Annotated in this window: 11 protein-coding genes; 4 read left to right on the forward strand and 7 right to left on the reverse strand. The window is 69.2% G+C overall.

Annotation, left to right across the window (positions count from 1 at the left end):
• The 7 genes from GXY85_05250 to GXY85_05280 all read right to left on the reverse strand — a co-directional run.
• Positions 1-320, reverse strand: a 320-nt coding sequence (locus GXY85_05250; protein ID NLW50236.1) for an MBL fold metallo-hydrolase, incomplete at its 3' end; no start/stop codon positions are given.
• A gap of 21 nt (positions 321-341) precedes the next feature.
• A complete protein-coding gene (locus GXY85_05255; GenBank protein NLW50237.1) occupies positions 342-791 on the reverse strand; it encodes a GNAT family N-acetyltransferase in 450 nt (149 codons plus the stop codon).
• A gap of 74 nt (positions 792-865) precedes the next feature.
• A complete protein-coding gene (locus GXY85_05260; protein NLW50238.1) occupies positions 866-1,645 on the reverse strand; it encodes an endonuclease/exonuclease/phosphatase family protein in 780 nt (259 codons plus the stop codon).
• Positions 1,646-1,846: 201 nt separating this feature from the next.
• Positions 1,847-2,827 (reverse strand): glycosidase, encoded by a 981-nt coding sequence (locus GXY85_05265; protein NLW50239.1) that lies wholly within the window; start codon positions 2,825-2,827, stop codon positions 1,847-1,849.
• Positions 2,828-3,105: 278 nt separating this feature from the next.
• Entirely contained in the window at positions 3,106-4,647 is a 1,542-nt protein-coding gene (locus GXY85_05270) for a hypothetical protein (GenBank protein NLW50240.1), read from the reverse strand.
• Between the two features lie 208 nt (positions 4,648-4,855).
• Positions 4,856-6,079: an anion transporter gene (locus tag GXY85_05275; protein ID NLW50241.1), complete on the reverse strand. Its 1,224-nt coding sequence runs from the start codon at positions 6,077-6,079 to the stop codon at positions 4,856-4,858.
• A gap of 123 nt (positions 6,080-6,202) precedes the next feature.
• Complete coding sequence (locus GXY85_05280) at positions 6,203-7,186, reverse strand: hypothetical protein (GenBank protein ID NLW50242.1); 984 nt, start codon at positions 7,184-7,186, stop codon at positions 6,203-6,205.
• A gap of 199 nt (positions 7,187-7,385) precedes the next feature.
• Here GXY85_05280 and GXY85_05285 point away from each other — a divergent pair, with 199 nt between their 5' ends.
• From GXY85_05285 to GXY85_05300, 4 genes are all read left to right on the forward strand, one after another.
• Positions 7,386-7,976 carry a zinc-dependent peptidase gene (locus GXY85_05285; protein NLW50243.1) on the forward strand — a complete coding sequence of 197 codons (591 nt, stop codon included), beginning with the start codon at positions 7,386-7,388 and terminating at the stop codon, positions 7,974-7,976.
• A gap of 260 nt (positions 7,977-8,236) precedes the next feature.
• Entirely contained in the window at positions 8,237-10,255 is a 2,019-nt protein-coding gene (locus GXY85_05290; GenBank protein NLW50244.1) for a hypothetical protein, read from the forward strand.
• Entirely contained in the window at positions 10,248-12,236 is a 1,989-nt protein-coding gene (locus GXY85_05295) for a hypothetical protein (protein NLW50245.1), read from the forward strand. The genes GXY85_05290 and GXY85_05295 overlap by 8 nt, the downstream gene beginning before the upstream one ends.
• Positions 12,237-12,474: 238 nt before the next feature.
• A partial coding sequence (locus GXY85_05300; GenBank protein ID NLW50246.1) for a hypothetical protein occupies positions 12,475-13,769 on the forward strand: 1,295 nt, incomplete at its 3' end.

The following is a 13,769-nucleotide window of genomic DNA, read 5'->3' on the forward strand; positions in this document are numbered from 1 at the left end:
TCAAGGGGAGGCCATCTGCATAGCGCCGACGGCTCGGCCAGCTCCGGCAGTCCGGCGACGTGGTCGGTGTGCCAGTGGGTGATGAAGATGCGGTCCAGGCGTTCGATGCGCTCGCGCTCGAGCTGCGAGGCCAGGTCCGGCGAGGCATCGATCAGCACGCTCTCCTTGCCCTGAACGAGCAGACTGGCGCGGGTGCGCCGCAGGGCCGGATCACTGCGGGCGGCAGTGCAGTTCGGACAACTGCAGAAGAAGGCCGGCACCGGAATGCAGCCGCTCGAGCCAAGGAAGACGAGTTGCAGGCGTTCATCGATCGGCTTCATGCGGTATCGATTTCCTTGCTGCTATATCTGCAGGTTCTGCAGTGGTCTCACCGCCAGGTAACACGGCTCTTCGTCCGACTCGCCATCGAGGTCGACCAGGGCGAAGCCGCACCTTCGGAACAACGCCGTCTCCGCCGCATTATCCCAGTTGTTGCTGCACCGGATGTACTCGCACCCCGACTCGCCCGCGATTCGAATGGCGTGGCGCAGTGTTTCCGTTGCTACTCCCCCGCACCTGTACTCAGGCCGCACCAGCGTGCGCTCCAGATAGGCCAGCCTCCTGGCCGCAAGCGGTCCTTTGCCGCCGATAGGGCCGATGTCCAGATATACCCCGCCGAGCACGTGCTGATTCCCGCCCACGGCGCAGACGAGGGCGAGACTCCATTCATCCGGCGCTCCCGCGGCAGACTGAGATACGCTGCGGGAGTGCGCCAGTTGGACGGCAAAAAGCGCCTCGGCTTCTTCGGGCAATGCGTCACCGTCTCGAAATACCTCGATGACATAATCGGGAATGGCGCCCATTTTTCGATCCTCACTTGGCCCGTTCAATCTGCCCAGTCGAGTTCAACCAGCACGAAGTAGTGGTCGCTCGGGTAGCGGCCGCCGGGGGTGTCGCGCACGATCTGCGCCTCCGTCGACCTGAGCGGCCCGCGTACGAAGATCCAGTCGATCCGCTCGGGCCAGTCCGGCGGGTTTGCGCCAAAGGCGTGGTAGGTGCGATGCCCGGGGCCGGCTTCGGAGAAGCCGTCGCATGCGTCCCGCCAGCCCGCACGTCGGTAGGTCTCGATGGCCGGGTTCGTCGCGGACGCATTCATGTCGCCGGCCAGCACCTGCGGGTAGTCGGCCGGATAGGCGGCGGCGTCCTCGTTGACCAGGCTTGCCTGCCGCTCGCGCGCGGTCTGGCCGACGTTGTCGAGGTGCGTACTGACCACGCGCAGCTCACGCTTCGTCGCCCGCTCCACCAGGCGCACCCAGTTCGCAAGACGGATGTACTTGCTGTCCCAGGACTTGCTGCCGGGCACGTGCGGCGTCTCCGAGAGCCAATAGCCGCTGCCGCAGGCAAGTTCGAAGCGGTCACGGCGCCAGAACAGCGCGTTGACGCCGTCGCGCGAGCCCGGCCGTTCAGGCAGAGCGTAGGTATCGAACTCCGGCAGCGCCTCCCGCAGGTCCACGTACTGTTCGGGCCGCACCTCCTGGCAGCAGATCACGTCGGGCCGGCGGCTCCGCATCACCTCGGCGCACGCCTCCCTGCGCAGGTCCCAGTGGTTCTCGCGGTCCCAGTCGCCCCGGCACCGCACATTGCAGGTCATCACTCGGATGCTCATGTCGTCGAAGCTCCCGATCTCACCGGAACAGGAGTCGGACAGCATACGCAGTGCCGTCGGCGGCGGCAAGCGGCGGGACGCGTGCACACGCCCGGGCACACGCGCATTCGCGAGGGCCCGGCCCAAGACTCCGTGCCTCAATCCGCGCCGTGACGGCGCACGTCCTGAGGGCGGCCGCCGACAGACGCGGCACGCCCCCCGTCACACCGGCGTGCACAGGCCGATCAGGTCTTCGAGCTTCGCGGTCGCCATGGCCATGACGGTGTCGCAGGCGCCGTAGTAGATGCGCACGGTGCCGTCGTCTTCCAGGAGCGTCGCGGTGACGAAGATTGTGAAGCTCCGGTAGCCGTCCGTCTCGTAGTCGTACGGCGCCTCGGGCACCATGAGCGGATCCTTAGAGAGGCCGACGATCCGCCAGGGCTCCTCCAGGTCCAGCAGCATGATGCCGGCGCAGTAGAGCTTGTGCCAGTTCTCGTCGCGCCAGGTCGGATAGACGGTGTCCGGATCGAAGTGCGTCGCGTGGAAGATCGTCAGCCAGCCCTTGTCCGTCTTGATCGGCTGGCCGGCGGGCCCGTTCTTGCGGTTGCAGAACGGGACATCGTCGTACTTCAGCACCAGGCGGGTGTTGCCCCAGAACCGGCCGTCGGGCGACTCGGAGTACCAGGTCTCGAACGCCTCGGGCTCGCGGCGCCCGTAGACGGGGAAGGGGCGCTCCAGGCGCGCGATCCTGCCGCCGATGCGTTCGGGGAAGACGATCATGTTCCGGTTGTCCGGCGCGGTCAGCGTGAGCAGCTCGAAGTTCTCGAAGTCGTCGGTGACGGCGATGCCCCCGCGCAAGCCCTGGGGCGTGTTGTCCGCGAAGGTGATCCAGACGCGCCCTTCCAGGACAGTCATGCGCGGGTCCTCCGGCATCGTCGTGCCTTCGGGCTTGAACGCGAAGTCCTCCTGTACCGTCCAATGGATGCCGTCGTCGCTGTGGGCCAACCTCGTGCTCTGGTCGTACTTCTTGTAGCGGTCGACCCAGTGCAGGTTGCGGAACAGCATCACGTAGCGGCCGCCCCACTTGACGACGCCGGCGTTGTAGGTCATGTCCGACGGGAACGGTGCATCCTTCGCCGTCAGGATGGGATTGCCTTCATAGCGTTTCACAGCGGGACTGCTCTTCCAGGTGAATCTGGACATCGTCGTGCCCTTCAGTTGGGAGACGAGCGGCGTTCGTCTTCCGCTGCGCGCTCAACGGCCAGGAGGTCAACGTCGCCCTCGCCGGCCATCCGGCCCGCCGCTGCAGAGCCGAATCGGATGATCCTGTCCGGGCCGGCAACGGACAGAACGCGGCGCTGGATCTGCCCGATCCGCGCCGAGTCGACCGCCCTTGTTGCCCATGTGCCTGGCAGCGCGGAAGACCCTCTCTGTGCGTCCATTCAACGGCGAGCGCAGCCGCAAGTCAAGCAGTGTCTCGCTCAGTCTTGCGGGCCGGGCTGAGCCGCCGCCGGCGCATCCGCCACCGGGCCCGAGCCGCGCAACGGGTGCGGATATGCATGCGGCGTGTAGAACTCCGTCCAGGTGTCCGGCTCGGTGCACTTGTACAGGGTGCCCTGGATCGGGACGGTCGGGTGAGCGCCCACGTTGGCGTCGCTCACGGTCGTGCAGTCCTGATCGGTCGCCCAGTAGGCTACGCCCGGCGCGCCGGTGGCGGGGCGCTCCGAGAGCGGACCGCAGCCGATGCCGGCCGTGCCGTCGAACGCGTCGTTCTGGTTGAAGAACTCCCGGTTCTCCACCACCTGATTGCGCGGGTCCCTCACGACGCGGTACTGCGAGGTGGAGTCGGGAACCGTGTCCCATTTCGGTGCAACGGTCAGGCGTGTCTTGGCGGAGGAGACCACCTGGCGGGCCTGCCCGGCGCCCGTGCCGGCGTCGATAATGACGCCGTAGCGTCCGTCGTCGGAGACCGGCAGCCGCTCTCGCGAGTCCTCCAGGAAGTCCTCTCCCCCGCCGGTCGCCGTGCCGGAGCCGTACACCCGGTGCTGAGCGGGCAGGAGTTCCGTCCCGCTCCGCATGTTCTGCCAGTAATACGAGTTCGTGACGTGCTGCACGTACGTGGCGCCGTCGATGGCGTCGTCGTGCTCCTCCGTGATGGCGCAGGTCAGGGGACCGGAGATGACCTTGTTGCCGAACACAAGCGCCTGCCCGCCGCCCTGGCTGACGAACAGCCCGCCGAACGTGCCCATGTCGACGCGGTTGCCGTAGACTTCGGCCTGCATGGTGCCGAACAGCTTCGGCTGGTTGCCCGGCATGCCGAAGACCGGCCAGCGGTTGGAGGTCGCCCCGGAGAAGGCGTTGTAGCGCATCACGTACCGGCCGCCCTGCCCTGAGCTGACGCCGAAGGTCGGGCCCGTGATGACGTTGTCTTCGAAGTACAGGCTGGCCGCCGTCCCGAACTCGAGCGGGAGGTTCGCCCAGGACGTCTCGTTGGCGCCGTAGACGCCGGCGGAGGTACCGCCGTCGATCACGTTGTTGTCGATGACGCCGTGCACCGTCCCGCTGACGTACACCACCCGGCCCGGCCCGCCGGGGTTGACGAGCTTGTTGTGATCGATCCGCACCTTGTCGATGGCATGCGCGGTGCGGTTGGCCAGGTAGACAACGTTCGACTTCCCCCCGCCGTCGAGCGTGAACCCCGTGATCCGGAACGGCTCGTTCAGGTCCGGCGCCGCCGGCCAGTACCGGATGACGCCGCCCAGCCGGTCGTCGACGTTGCCGGTGATGACGGTCTCGCCAACCCCGGCGCCCCGGAGGACCACGCCCTTCGTAATCGACAGACAGGCATCCCACGTGGCCGTTCCGGCGGGGACGACGACCGTGTCCCCCGGGCCGGCGGCGTCGATCGCCGCCTTCACGTCCGCATAGGCCGGGCTGGCGGCCGTGTGGGTCTCCGCGTAGCTCATGCCCGTCAGTGCCGAGACGGCGAACAGGACTGCCAGAACCACCCTGGCCGTTTGCATGGTTCCGCCTCCACAAAAAGGTAAGGGGCAGGGGCATGTCAACGACCACAAACTACCACGAACACCGTCCTCCTGCAACCCCGTGCAGATGCCGCCGTGCATGACATCTTCTCCGCGCGGGCGGGTGGCCGCGCGCGGCCTGCCGCGCCGGGGCGCTCACGGACCGGGTGTCACGCCGGCGCTACGGGCCGCCCCCCTGCCGAACGGCTCACGCACCGGCTGCGCACAGCACCCACAGCCACAAGGCGGCTCCGGAAAGGGTTGCCAGCGTCACCGGCACGCCCACGCGCGCGTGCTCCGCCCAGGTGATGCGGACGCCCAGCGCGGCCGCCTGTTCGACAACGATGATGTTGGCGATGCTGCCCACGATGAACAGGTTCCCCGCCAGCGTGCTGGAGAGCGCCAGCACGGGGCCGGCCAGAGGATGCGTCGCGAACGGCAGCAGGAGCATCGTGGCCGGGACATTGGAGACCAGGTTCGACAGCACGGCCGTGACGATGAAGAGCCAGCCGGGCCGGTGCACGTCGATACCGCCGGCGGACAGCCACCCCGCCGCCGACTCAAGCAGCGAGCACTCCTGCACCGCGCGGTTGACGACGAACAGCCCCGCGAACAGCACCAGCAGGTGCCAGTCGACGGCCGCCAGCATCGGCCGTGACGCCATGCGGCGGCTGGTGAGCAGCACGCCGGCGGCCGTCAGCGCCACCACGTCGCGAGGCCAGGAGGTCAGGAGGAACACGACCACCACACCGCCCAGCACAACCCCGCCCTTGGCCGTCTGCCAGGCGTCGAAGGCCGCCGCGTGCACCTCCGGTACCGGCGTCTCCACATGCCAGCGGCCGCGGTAGAGCCCGCAGACGATGGCCCAGGCCACGCCGAGGCCGAGCACGGCCGGCACACCTCCCTGCAGCAAGTAGGTCGTGAAGTGCAGCCCGAGCATCTGGCCGATGAGCATGTTCTGCGGGTTGCCGATGAGCGTCGCCGCCGACCCGATGTTCGCCGCGCAGGCCAGCCCCAGGAGGTAGGGCACGGGGTTCAGCCCCCGGCGCGCGCAGCCCTCCACCAGCACCGGCGTCACAGCCAGGCAGACGATATCGTTCGCCAGCAGGGCCGACAGCACGCCCGCCGCCCCGATCAGCAGCCCCAGCACCACCGGCGGGCTCGCAGTCAGGCCGGCCAGCCCATGCGCCACCCGGGTGTAGAAGCCCCCCAGACGAAACTGCGCCGACACGACCATCAGCCCCATCAGCAGCGCAATCGTCGAATCATCGACCGACTGCCACGCCGCGTGCAGGCCCACGCGCCCCGTGGCCAGGAGGGCGATCGCCCCCAGCAGTGCAATCCCGGTGCGGTCCAGCGCCAGGCCGTGCACGCGCCCCACGATCATGCCGAGGTAGACGAAGGCGAATACCAAGAGCACGATGGGGTCCATGTGGCGGCATCCTCGGCCGGCACCGACGCGCCGGCGAAAGCGCGCGGATTATACCCCTTGCTCCGCGCCGGGCGCCACGACATCCGCACGACACCGCGGCGGTCCGTGTGCGCCCGCGCGCGCTCACTCCCGGGCGGCGGCCATGAAGGCCTCGATGTTCTCGAACGGCGCATCGCCGGGCACGTCGCAGCCCGTGGCGAGGATGAAGTTCCCGTGGCCGGACATCGACTCGCGCAGGGCGAGCACCTGGCGGCGGACGCCCTCGGGGTCCATGTTCCGCACCACGCCGACGGGGCTGATGTTGCCCATCAGCACGACGTCGTCCGGCAGGCGCCCCGCGGCCGCCGCGAAGTCCACCGCGCTGTCCAGGCTCAGGGCCGCGCACCCGAGCGTCGCGAACTCGTCCAGGAACGCCGTCGTGTCCCCGCACATATGGTAGATCGGTGCGGCGTCCTGCAGCGCGGCGGCCAGGATCGACACGAACCGCCCGGCGAACTCCTGGAACCGCCCCGGCCCCAGGATCAGCGCCGTCGGGTCCAGGAGCATGATGAGGTCCGCGCCCGCCTGTTCGAGCGCCAGCGCGTAGCGCGTGACCACGCTCGTGGCCAGTTCGACGGTCCGCAGCACGAGCCCGGGCTCGAGGATGACGTTCATCGCGATGTTGTTCGCGCCGCACAGCAGCGCCGCCAGCGTGAACGGAGCGGTCACATAGGCGCCGCGCAGAACGCCGTTCGGCAGCAGTTGCCCGAGTTCCTGCACCGTCTTGATAAACGCGTCGGCTCGTCCGTCCTTGAGGATGTCGACCGCCTTGAACTGGTCCAGGTCGGCCGGCGTCTCGACCGGGTGAATCTCTATGCTCGGGCTTTCGTGGAGCGGGAACCGAACCTGCAGCCCGACCCCGCTGGCCTCCACTGCCAGGTCCATGAGCGTGAACACGGCGTCCGGCTGCACCTTGCGATACAGCGTCTGGAGGCTCCAGGCATGGACGCCCCAGTTGAACTCGTTCAGCTTGATGCTCGTGTGCGTGAGCGCAGCCGCCGGGTAGCCGACCAGGGGCATGACGGGCGTGCGGCCGAGTGTGGCGATGTAGTCGAGCAAGCGGGGCATGGGGGAAGTCCGGCAGATCGGGGATGGACGGCACGGAAGACAGGGCGCGCAGAGCGGTTACCCGCCTGCATTCACAGGTCGGGGAGTATGGCGTCGTACTCGGCGAGATTCAAGTGCAACGCCGCACCGCACGCGGAATCCGGCGCGAGATTGGCGTATCCTGTGTGAGTCGACGTGCAACGAACGCGGATGCGCTGCCATGCTCGGATTCTCGAAAGACCGCCGGCGGGCCCGGCTCCCGGAGGAGCCGTTCCCCGAGGAATGGCTGCGCATCCTCGAGTCGAGCGTGCCGCTGTACGGGGAGCTGTCGCCGGACGATCAGCGTGAACTGCGCGGGCACATACAGGTCTTCCTCGCCGAGAAGGAGTTCGAGGGCTGTGGCGGACTGGAGATCACAGACGAGATCAGGGTCACCATCGCCGCGCAGGCCTGCTTTCTGCTGCTCCACCGCAAGACAGATTATTACCCCGGCCTGTACACGGTCCTCGTCTACCCGAGCAGCTACGTCGCGCACACGCGCCGCTGGTCCGCCGGCGGCATCGTGACCGAAGGGCCGCAGGTGCGGCTCGGTGAGGCGTGGCGCCACGGCCCGGTCGTGCCCGCCAGGGACCGCGTTCGCGCCTGCCAGCGATGCATCACGGCCGCCACGCCGACGGCCGCGGCGATCCATGCCCACAGATCGGCGCCCGGCAGATCCGCCAGCAGCATGAGCAGCGGCAGCGCGAACACGCCCGCCGCCACCACGACGAGCGCTATGCGCCACGCCGCCCCCCGGGCCGTGCGCCGGTAGGAGCCGAACAGCCGGTTCCCAAGGTTCAGCATGACGGCGGCGCCGCCGAGGAGTGCCACTGCCGCCGCCGGCCACGCCGATGCGTCCACGAGGTGCTCCGCTGCAAGCCCATGTTGCCGCCACTGCCGCCATTGTAGCCAAACGACCGTCCCGGGACATACCCCGCTTGACCTCCGGGGGGGGGAACGCTACATTGCAGGGAGTGCCGGCCACACGCCGGCCGGGGTGGAGTTGCGGGCGGCGGCGAGCGGACGGGCATCGTGCACCGAGGCCGAGAGGGGCAGCAGATGGAGACGGCGGGGCAGGCGAATCGGACGCGCGCGATTCTGGCTGGGTATGGGACATTCGGGCTGGCCGTTGTTGAGGGCGCATTCCTGCTCGCCGTCGCCGTCATCGTGGGCCTGTTTGTCCATCCGGCGGTTGGTTCGCTCGCCTGGAGGTACGGCATCCCGATCGGCAGCCATCTCCTGGTCGGCGTGGCGCTGCTGGTTGCCGGGTACGCCGCCGCCTCCCGCGTGGAACGGGGAAAGACACTGGTCGGGCTCTTGTTGTCCATATCGGTGGCCCTCCTGTCGATCGGGATGGCCGCCCCGTTCGCGCTGCTGTTGGAGGGCCGGACCGCCGCCGACACCGCAGCCACCGGCTGGGAGTGGTCCGGCTGGGCCACCACGCTGGTCCTGCCCATCCTCGGATCGCTTCTGCAAGGCAGACGAAAGGACGGCCAGCCGGTGCTGCCGTCCCGTTCCATCGGCGTCGCCGTCGCCTATGCCCTCCTTCTCCTCGGGGGTCTGGTAGCATCCTGCACGTTCCTCATAGCCGGCCTCTACGACGGGAGCTTCAAGCCGTTCGCGCGCTGGCAGGTCTGGCTCGTCGGCGCAGCGCTGCTCCTGCTTCCCGCTTGGGCACTCCTGCTCCTGCACAACCGAGGCGGCCTGAAGAAGTGCCTGCTCAGAAGCCCCGCCGGCTGGACGTGCCTTGCGCTCATCGGCTGCTTCGTGGGTGGGTTCATCGAGAGCGACCTGGACAACCGACCCGATCCGTCCGTCATGCAGGGCCTGGTAGCCCAGATGCGGCAGCGGGACGGGATTCCCGATGAGGACAACGGCGCCGAACAGGTCTCCCTGGCGGTCCACAACATGCGGGACGTCCAGACACCCGATACGGATCTGCCGTCCGGCGTCTGGGAACCGGAGGCGTATCCGGACTGGCGCGACTACGCGGACGCTGTGGCGGAAGCCCTCTCGATGCTGAGGCAGGCAAGCGCGAAACCGATCGACTACCCCCTTGCGTATGTCGATGACGGGAACGGAGCCGGGATTGCCGATGACTCCGCCACCGACGAGGCGCGGACGGCGGCACGAGCGCTGCGGCTGGAGGCTTGCCGGGCGGACGTCGAGATGGGCGACTCTCTGGCCTGTCTGGATGCGGCCGTGCGGATCGCGGCGCCACTGCGCAAGAGGACGCACTGGGATGCGCTGAGCTCAGCGGCCCAGGAGTCGGCTGCACTGGAAGCCCTCCGCGACATCCTCCTGGCGCAAAGGCCACGGCGGGGCGACCTTGAGCAAGCCGCGGAGCTTCTGGGACGATGGGAAGACGTGTGCCGCGTCGATCCTGAGACTCGCTGCCTGCTTGCCCGAATCGAGGCGGCCCACGCCCTGCACGACATGTACGCCATGGACCTGAACGGGCGGATTGGCGGATTCCTGGTCCTGCGGATCTTTGACATGGAGCACATGAGTTCAGTGGTCGGCGAGCGCCTCGACGCATTCTGCAGGGACCTTCGGTCGCTACCGCCCGCGCACGTCTTCCGCAAGCACCGCCACCGGTTCACGCTGCTCCTCCCCGGGCCGGCAGGACGGAAGGGCAATCCTCTCGGCACGCTGGAAGACATCCTGGTGGACCTCGCGATTGGGTATCGCGCGTACCCGCTCGAATGCAGTCTGGGTTCGGCTGCGAAGCGTGAACTCCTGCGGGGCTGGGTGGCCGCCGCCCGCATGTGGGACGCCGAGCGCCGGCTCCCCCGGACGTGGCAAGACCTTGTGCCGAAGTATCTCCAGGCCGCCCCGGAGGATCCATTCACGGGCCGACCGCTGGGACTCCTCCACGCCGAGAACGCACTGGTGATGTACTCGGTCGGTGTGGACGGCGAGGATGCCGGGGGCGACGGCTTCTTCAGCAACAGCGAGCGCAATGCGGAGAACAGACGTCTCGATGACGAAGGCCTGCCCGATTCGGTGCCGGACGACATTGTCCTGAAGTTCGAGGTGCCCGATGCCTGATGAGAACCCGGACGCAGCCGCCGCCGAACTCGAGTGTAGAGAGAGCGGCCCTGCCGCCGCCTGGATGGCCGGCACCGGCCTGTCCATCGTGTTCGGAGTCCACGCCTGCCTGTTGGCTGCTGCCGCCGTCGCGATCCTGGCGCTCACCCCCTTGGGGTTCGTGCCGGCTCGCGCCCTCCCCTGGGCGGCCGGGGCGCTCTGGGTCATCTCGGTCGGCGTCGGCGCCTTCTGGGCCTGCTGCGGACGAAGCGGCCGGTTGTGGCCCGTGGGGCTGGGCGTCGGACTGGACGGCTTCCTGATCGCGTTGGGCGTGCATTTCTGCGCGGTGGAACTGCCGTCCTCCGTGGTCGGCGGCATCCTGCTGGCCACACTGTCGGCCGCCGGCCTCGTCGGGGCACTGATGGGTGGGCGCGCACAGGCCCGCGAGCGGCCGGCCGATGCCGTCGGCCGGTGGCTCGTGAGCGACGCCTTGCTCGTGCTGGGCGCCGTCGCCGCGCTCTGCACCGCGATCGCGGTCGGGTTCCCCGGCGAGTTCGAGAACCTGACGCGGGAAGAGGCGCGTCTGCTGGCCGTGCTGAGCGCGTTGCCCGCTTTGGGCGCGCTCCTAGCCCTCCGAGGGATCGGCGGCATCCGACGCTGCCTGCTCAGGAGTGCGACCGGCCTCGCAGTGGTTGTGCTGCTGATCGCCTTAGGAGCGGCCCTGACGGCCCGCGTGCTGGCCAACAGGGCTGCCGACTCACTGATCGACCGGGCCATCGCCGAGTTCGGCAGGACCCACGCCGTCGCCGGACGCCGGGCGGTCGGCGCACTCGCAGACGCGGCGCGGAAGGCGCCCCTCTGCCAGATGGGCGGCGGCTTGCGGGTTCCGCTTTCCTTGCGCCAGGGATGGCCGTGCGGGCCGTCGCGGGAACTCACGGAGGCCCTGGCCGAGGGTCGCGCGGAGCTGCAGGAGGCGCGCGCGGCCCTGGCGCGCCTGGACGGCTCGGTGCCGATCGCGCTCGACGCGGAGGCCGCCACGACCGTGAGGCCCCGTCTGCTCAGTCTGACCGCGGTGCTCTGTGCGGCCGCCCTCGTGCCGGACGCTCCGGCCAGCGAGGCCCTCGCCCTGCTGGACGACGCACACAGCCTGGCACTATCCGAACTCCCCAACCGCAGCCTGATGCCGGATTTCGCGGCGGATGAGGAGATTGTGCTGGCCGCCTTCGAGCGCCTTCTGTCGGCACGCGCCCTCGATGCAGCGACGGCGCGCGACGCCCTCGAGCTGCTCGCCGGATGGGAGGATCGACGTGAACGTGCAGCCTCGTTCTGGGCGGCGCTCGCGCGCGTCCACGCCGCGACGTCGGCCGTCGGCGCCCACAGGAAGCGGAGCGCGGAGAGCGTCCCCCTCTACCTGGTGTCGCTCGCGGTCCCGCCGGCCGCCATCGTCCGGGCGGTCGACGACGTGATCGAACGCTTCTGCGCCGACCTGGACGGCATGCCGGCGGCACGGCTGCACGCGCAGTACGGCCGTTCCGCATACCTGGATCGCGTGATGGACAACGCTCTCGACCAGATCGCCGGCCGTCTGACCGGACGCCGGGTCCAGAACCGGTCGGACGTGTGGCGCCTGCAGGCCGAGTCAGAGGCCGTCGGCCCGGTGGCGGACGCCGTCACGGCCCATCGGGCGAACGCCGCCCGCCTGCGCCTGCTGGCGGCGGGGCTGACGGCGCGCCTGCACGAACACACGACCGGTCAGCCGTCGGACGGCATCGGCACCCTTGAGGAACAGTCACCGGTCCCGCTGCGCGATCCCTTCTCGCCGGACCTCCTGCAGAGAGTGGCCGAGGGGGGAGAGGTGGTTTTCTTCTCCGCTGGTCCGGACGGCCGGCCGGGCGGCGGCAGCGGGCCGTTCAGCACTCGCTGGCCGGCCCGTCCCGGCGCCGAGGGAGACGACATCGCCCTGCCCCTGCGCCGCATCCCCGCCATTACGGGCGAGGGGTAGGAGCCGCCGGTCCCTCAGGCACGCGGGCCACGGGCCGAAGCGCCCCGGCGGCACCGGCCGTGCCGTCCGTCCACCGCGCCGTGCCGTCGTTGTCCGTCCTCCGCGTCCTCAGCGTCCTCTGCGGTGCCTTCGTCTGCCCTTCCTCTCCGGGCACTGTGGTTGACCGGGGTGCGCGGCAGAAGTACACTCCCCGCAGTGCCGTTCACCGCCGAATGTCCGCCAGGGAAGGAATCCGCACATGGAACTGCCGAAGGGCGTCAGGGCCGTCTGGGATCTGGACAAGGCCCACCGCGAGGCCACCCCGACACGCGAGCGGGTCTGCATCAACGGGCTGTGGCGCTGGCAGCCGGCGGGCGACGCGCCCGACGCCGTGCCGGCCGGCGCCTGGGGCTTCTTCAAGGTGCCCGGCTGCTGGCCCGGCATCACGAACTACATGCAGAAGGACTGCCAGACCGTCCACGCCCACCCGGCCTGGCGGACCCTGAGCCTGCCGGAGCTGAAGGCCGCCTGGTATCAGCGCGAGATCGGCGTTCCGGCAGACTGGGACGGACGCCGCATCGTGCTGCGGGCGGGATACGTCAACTCGTTCGCCACCGTCTTCATCGACGGCAAAGAAGTCGGCGAGATCCGCTTCCCGTGGGGAGAGATCGACCTGACGAACGCCTGCCGCGCCGGCAAGACGCACCGTTTGAGCATCCACGTGCTGGCCCTGCCGCTCAAGGGCGTCATGCTCTCCTACAGCGACAGCGCCTCCTCGCGCGAGGTCAAGGGCTCGGTGGGACGGCGCGGCCTCTGCGGCGACGTCTACCTCGTCGGCGAACCGGCCGGCGCCCGCATCCGGCACACCAAGGTGGACACGTCCGTGCGCAAGTGGCGCATCACGTTCGGCGCCACGCTGGAGGACCTGAATCCCCGCGCGCGCTACCGGCTCCACGCCCGCGTCATGGACGGCGTGCAGACGGTGGCGGAGTTCACGAGCGAGCCGTTCCGCAAGAGCGCCCTGAAAGACGGTCGCGCCTCGTTCGCGAAGCCCTGGAAGCCCGACAAGCTATGGGACACGCACACGCCGGAGAACCAGTATGACGTGCAGCTCTCCCTGCTCGACGCGAAGGGGAACGTGCTGGACGCCGCGCTGCCGGAGCGCTTCGGCTTCCGGGAATTCTGGATCGAGGGCCGGGACTTCTACCTGAACGGCACGCGCATCTACCTGTCCGGCGAGCCGATCGACAACGCCCAGATCGGCGCCGCCTGGGCGACCTACGACGCGGTCAGGGAGACCCTGCAGCGCTTCCGGAGCTTCGGCATCAACTTCGTCTACACGCACAACTACGGCTGCACGCCCGGCTCGCACCTGGCCTTCGAGGAGGAACTGAGGGCCGCCGACGACGCCGGCATGCTCGTGTCTTTCAGCCAGCCGCATTTCGGCCACTACGACTGGGACGCCGACGATGCCAATGGCTACGCGCGGCACGCGGAGTTCTACGCGCGCGCGGCCGGGAACCACCCCTCGGTCGTCTTCTACTCGACCAGCCA

The sequence above is a fragment of the Candidatus Brocadiaceae bacterium genome (genome assembly GCA_012728835.1).
In the GTDB taxonomy this organism is placed as follows: domain Bacteria; phylum Planctomycetota; class Brocadiia; order SM23-32; family SM23-32; genus JAAYEJ01.

Bases quoted from the DNA above. Each gene is read 5' to 3' on its own strand.
- GXY85_05260 (NLW50238.1), bottom strand. From the start codon at position 1,645: ATGAGCATCCGAGTGATGACCTGCAATGTGCGGTGCCGGGGCGACTGG.
- GXY85_05265 (NLW50239.1), bottom strand. From the start codon at position 2,827: ATGTCCAGATTCACCTGGAAGAGCAGTCCCGCTGTGAAACGCTATGAA.
- GXY85_05270 (NLW50240.1), bottom strand. From the start codon at position 4,647: ATGCAAACGGCCAGGGTGGTTCTGGCAGTCCTGTTCGCCGTCTCGGCA.
- GXY85_05275 (NLW50241.1), bottom strand. From the start codon at position 6,079: ATGGACCCCATCGTGCTCTTGGTATTCGCCTTCGTCTACCTCGGCATG.
- GXY85_05280 (NLW50242.1), bottom strand. From the start codon at position 7,186: ATGCCCCGCTTGCTCGACTACATCGCCACACTCGGCCGCACGCCCGTC.
- GXY85_05285 (NLW50243.1), top strand. From the start codon at position 7,386: ATGCTCGGATTCTCGAAAGACCGCCGGCGGGCCCGGCTCCCGGAGGAG.
- GXY85_05295 (NLW50245.1), top strand. From the start codon at position 10,248: ATGCCTGATGAGAACCCGGACGCAGCCGCCGCCGAACTCGAGTGTAGA.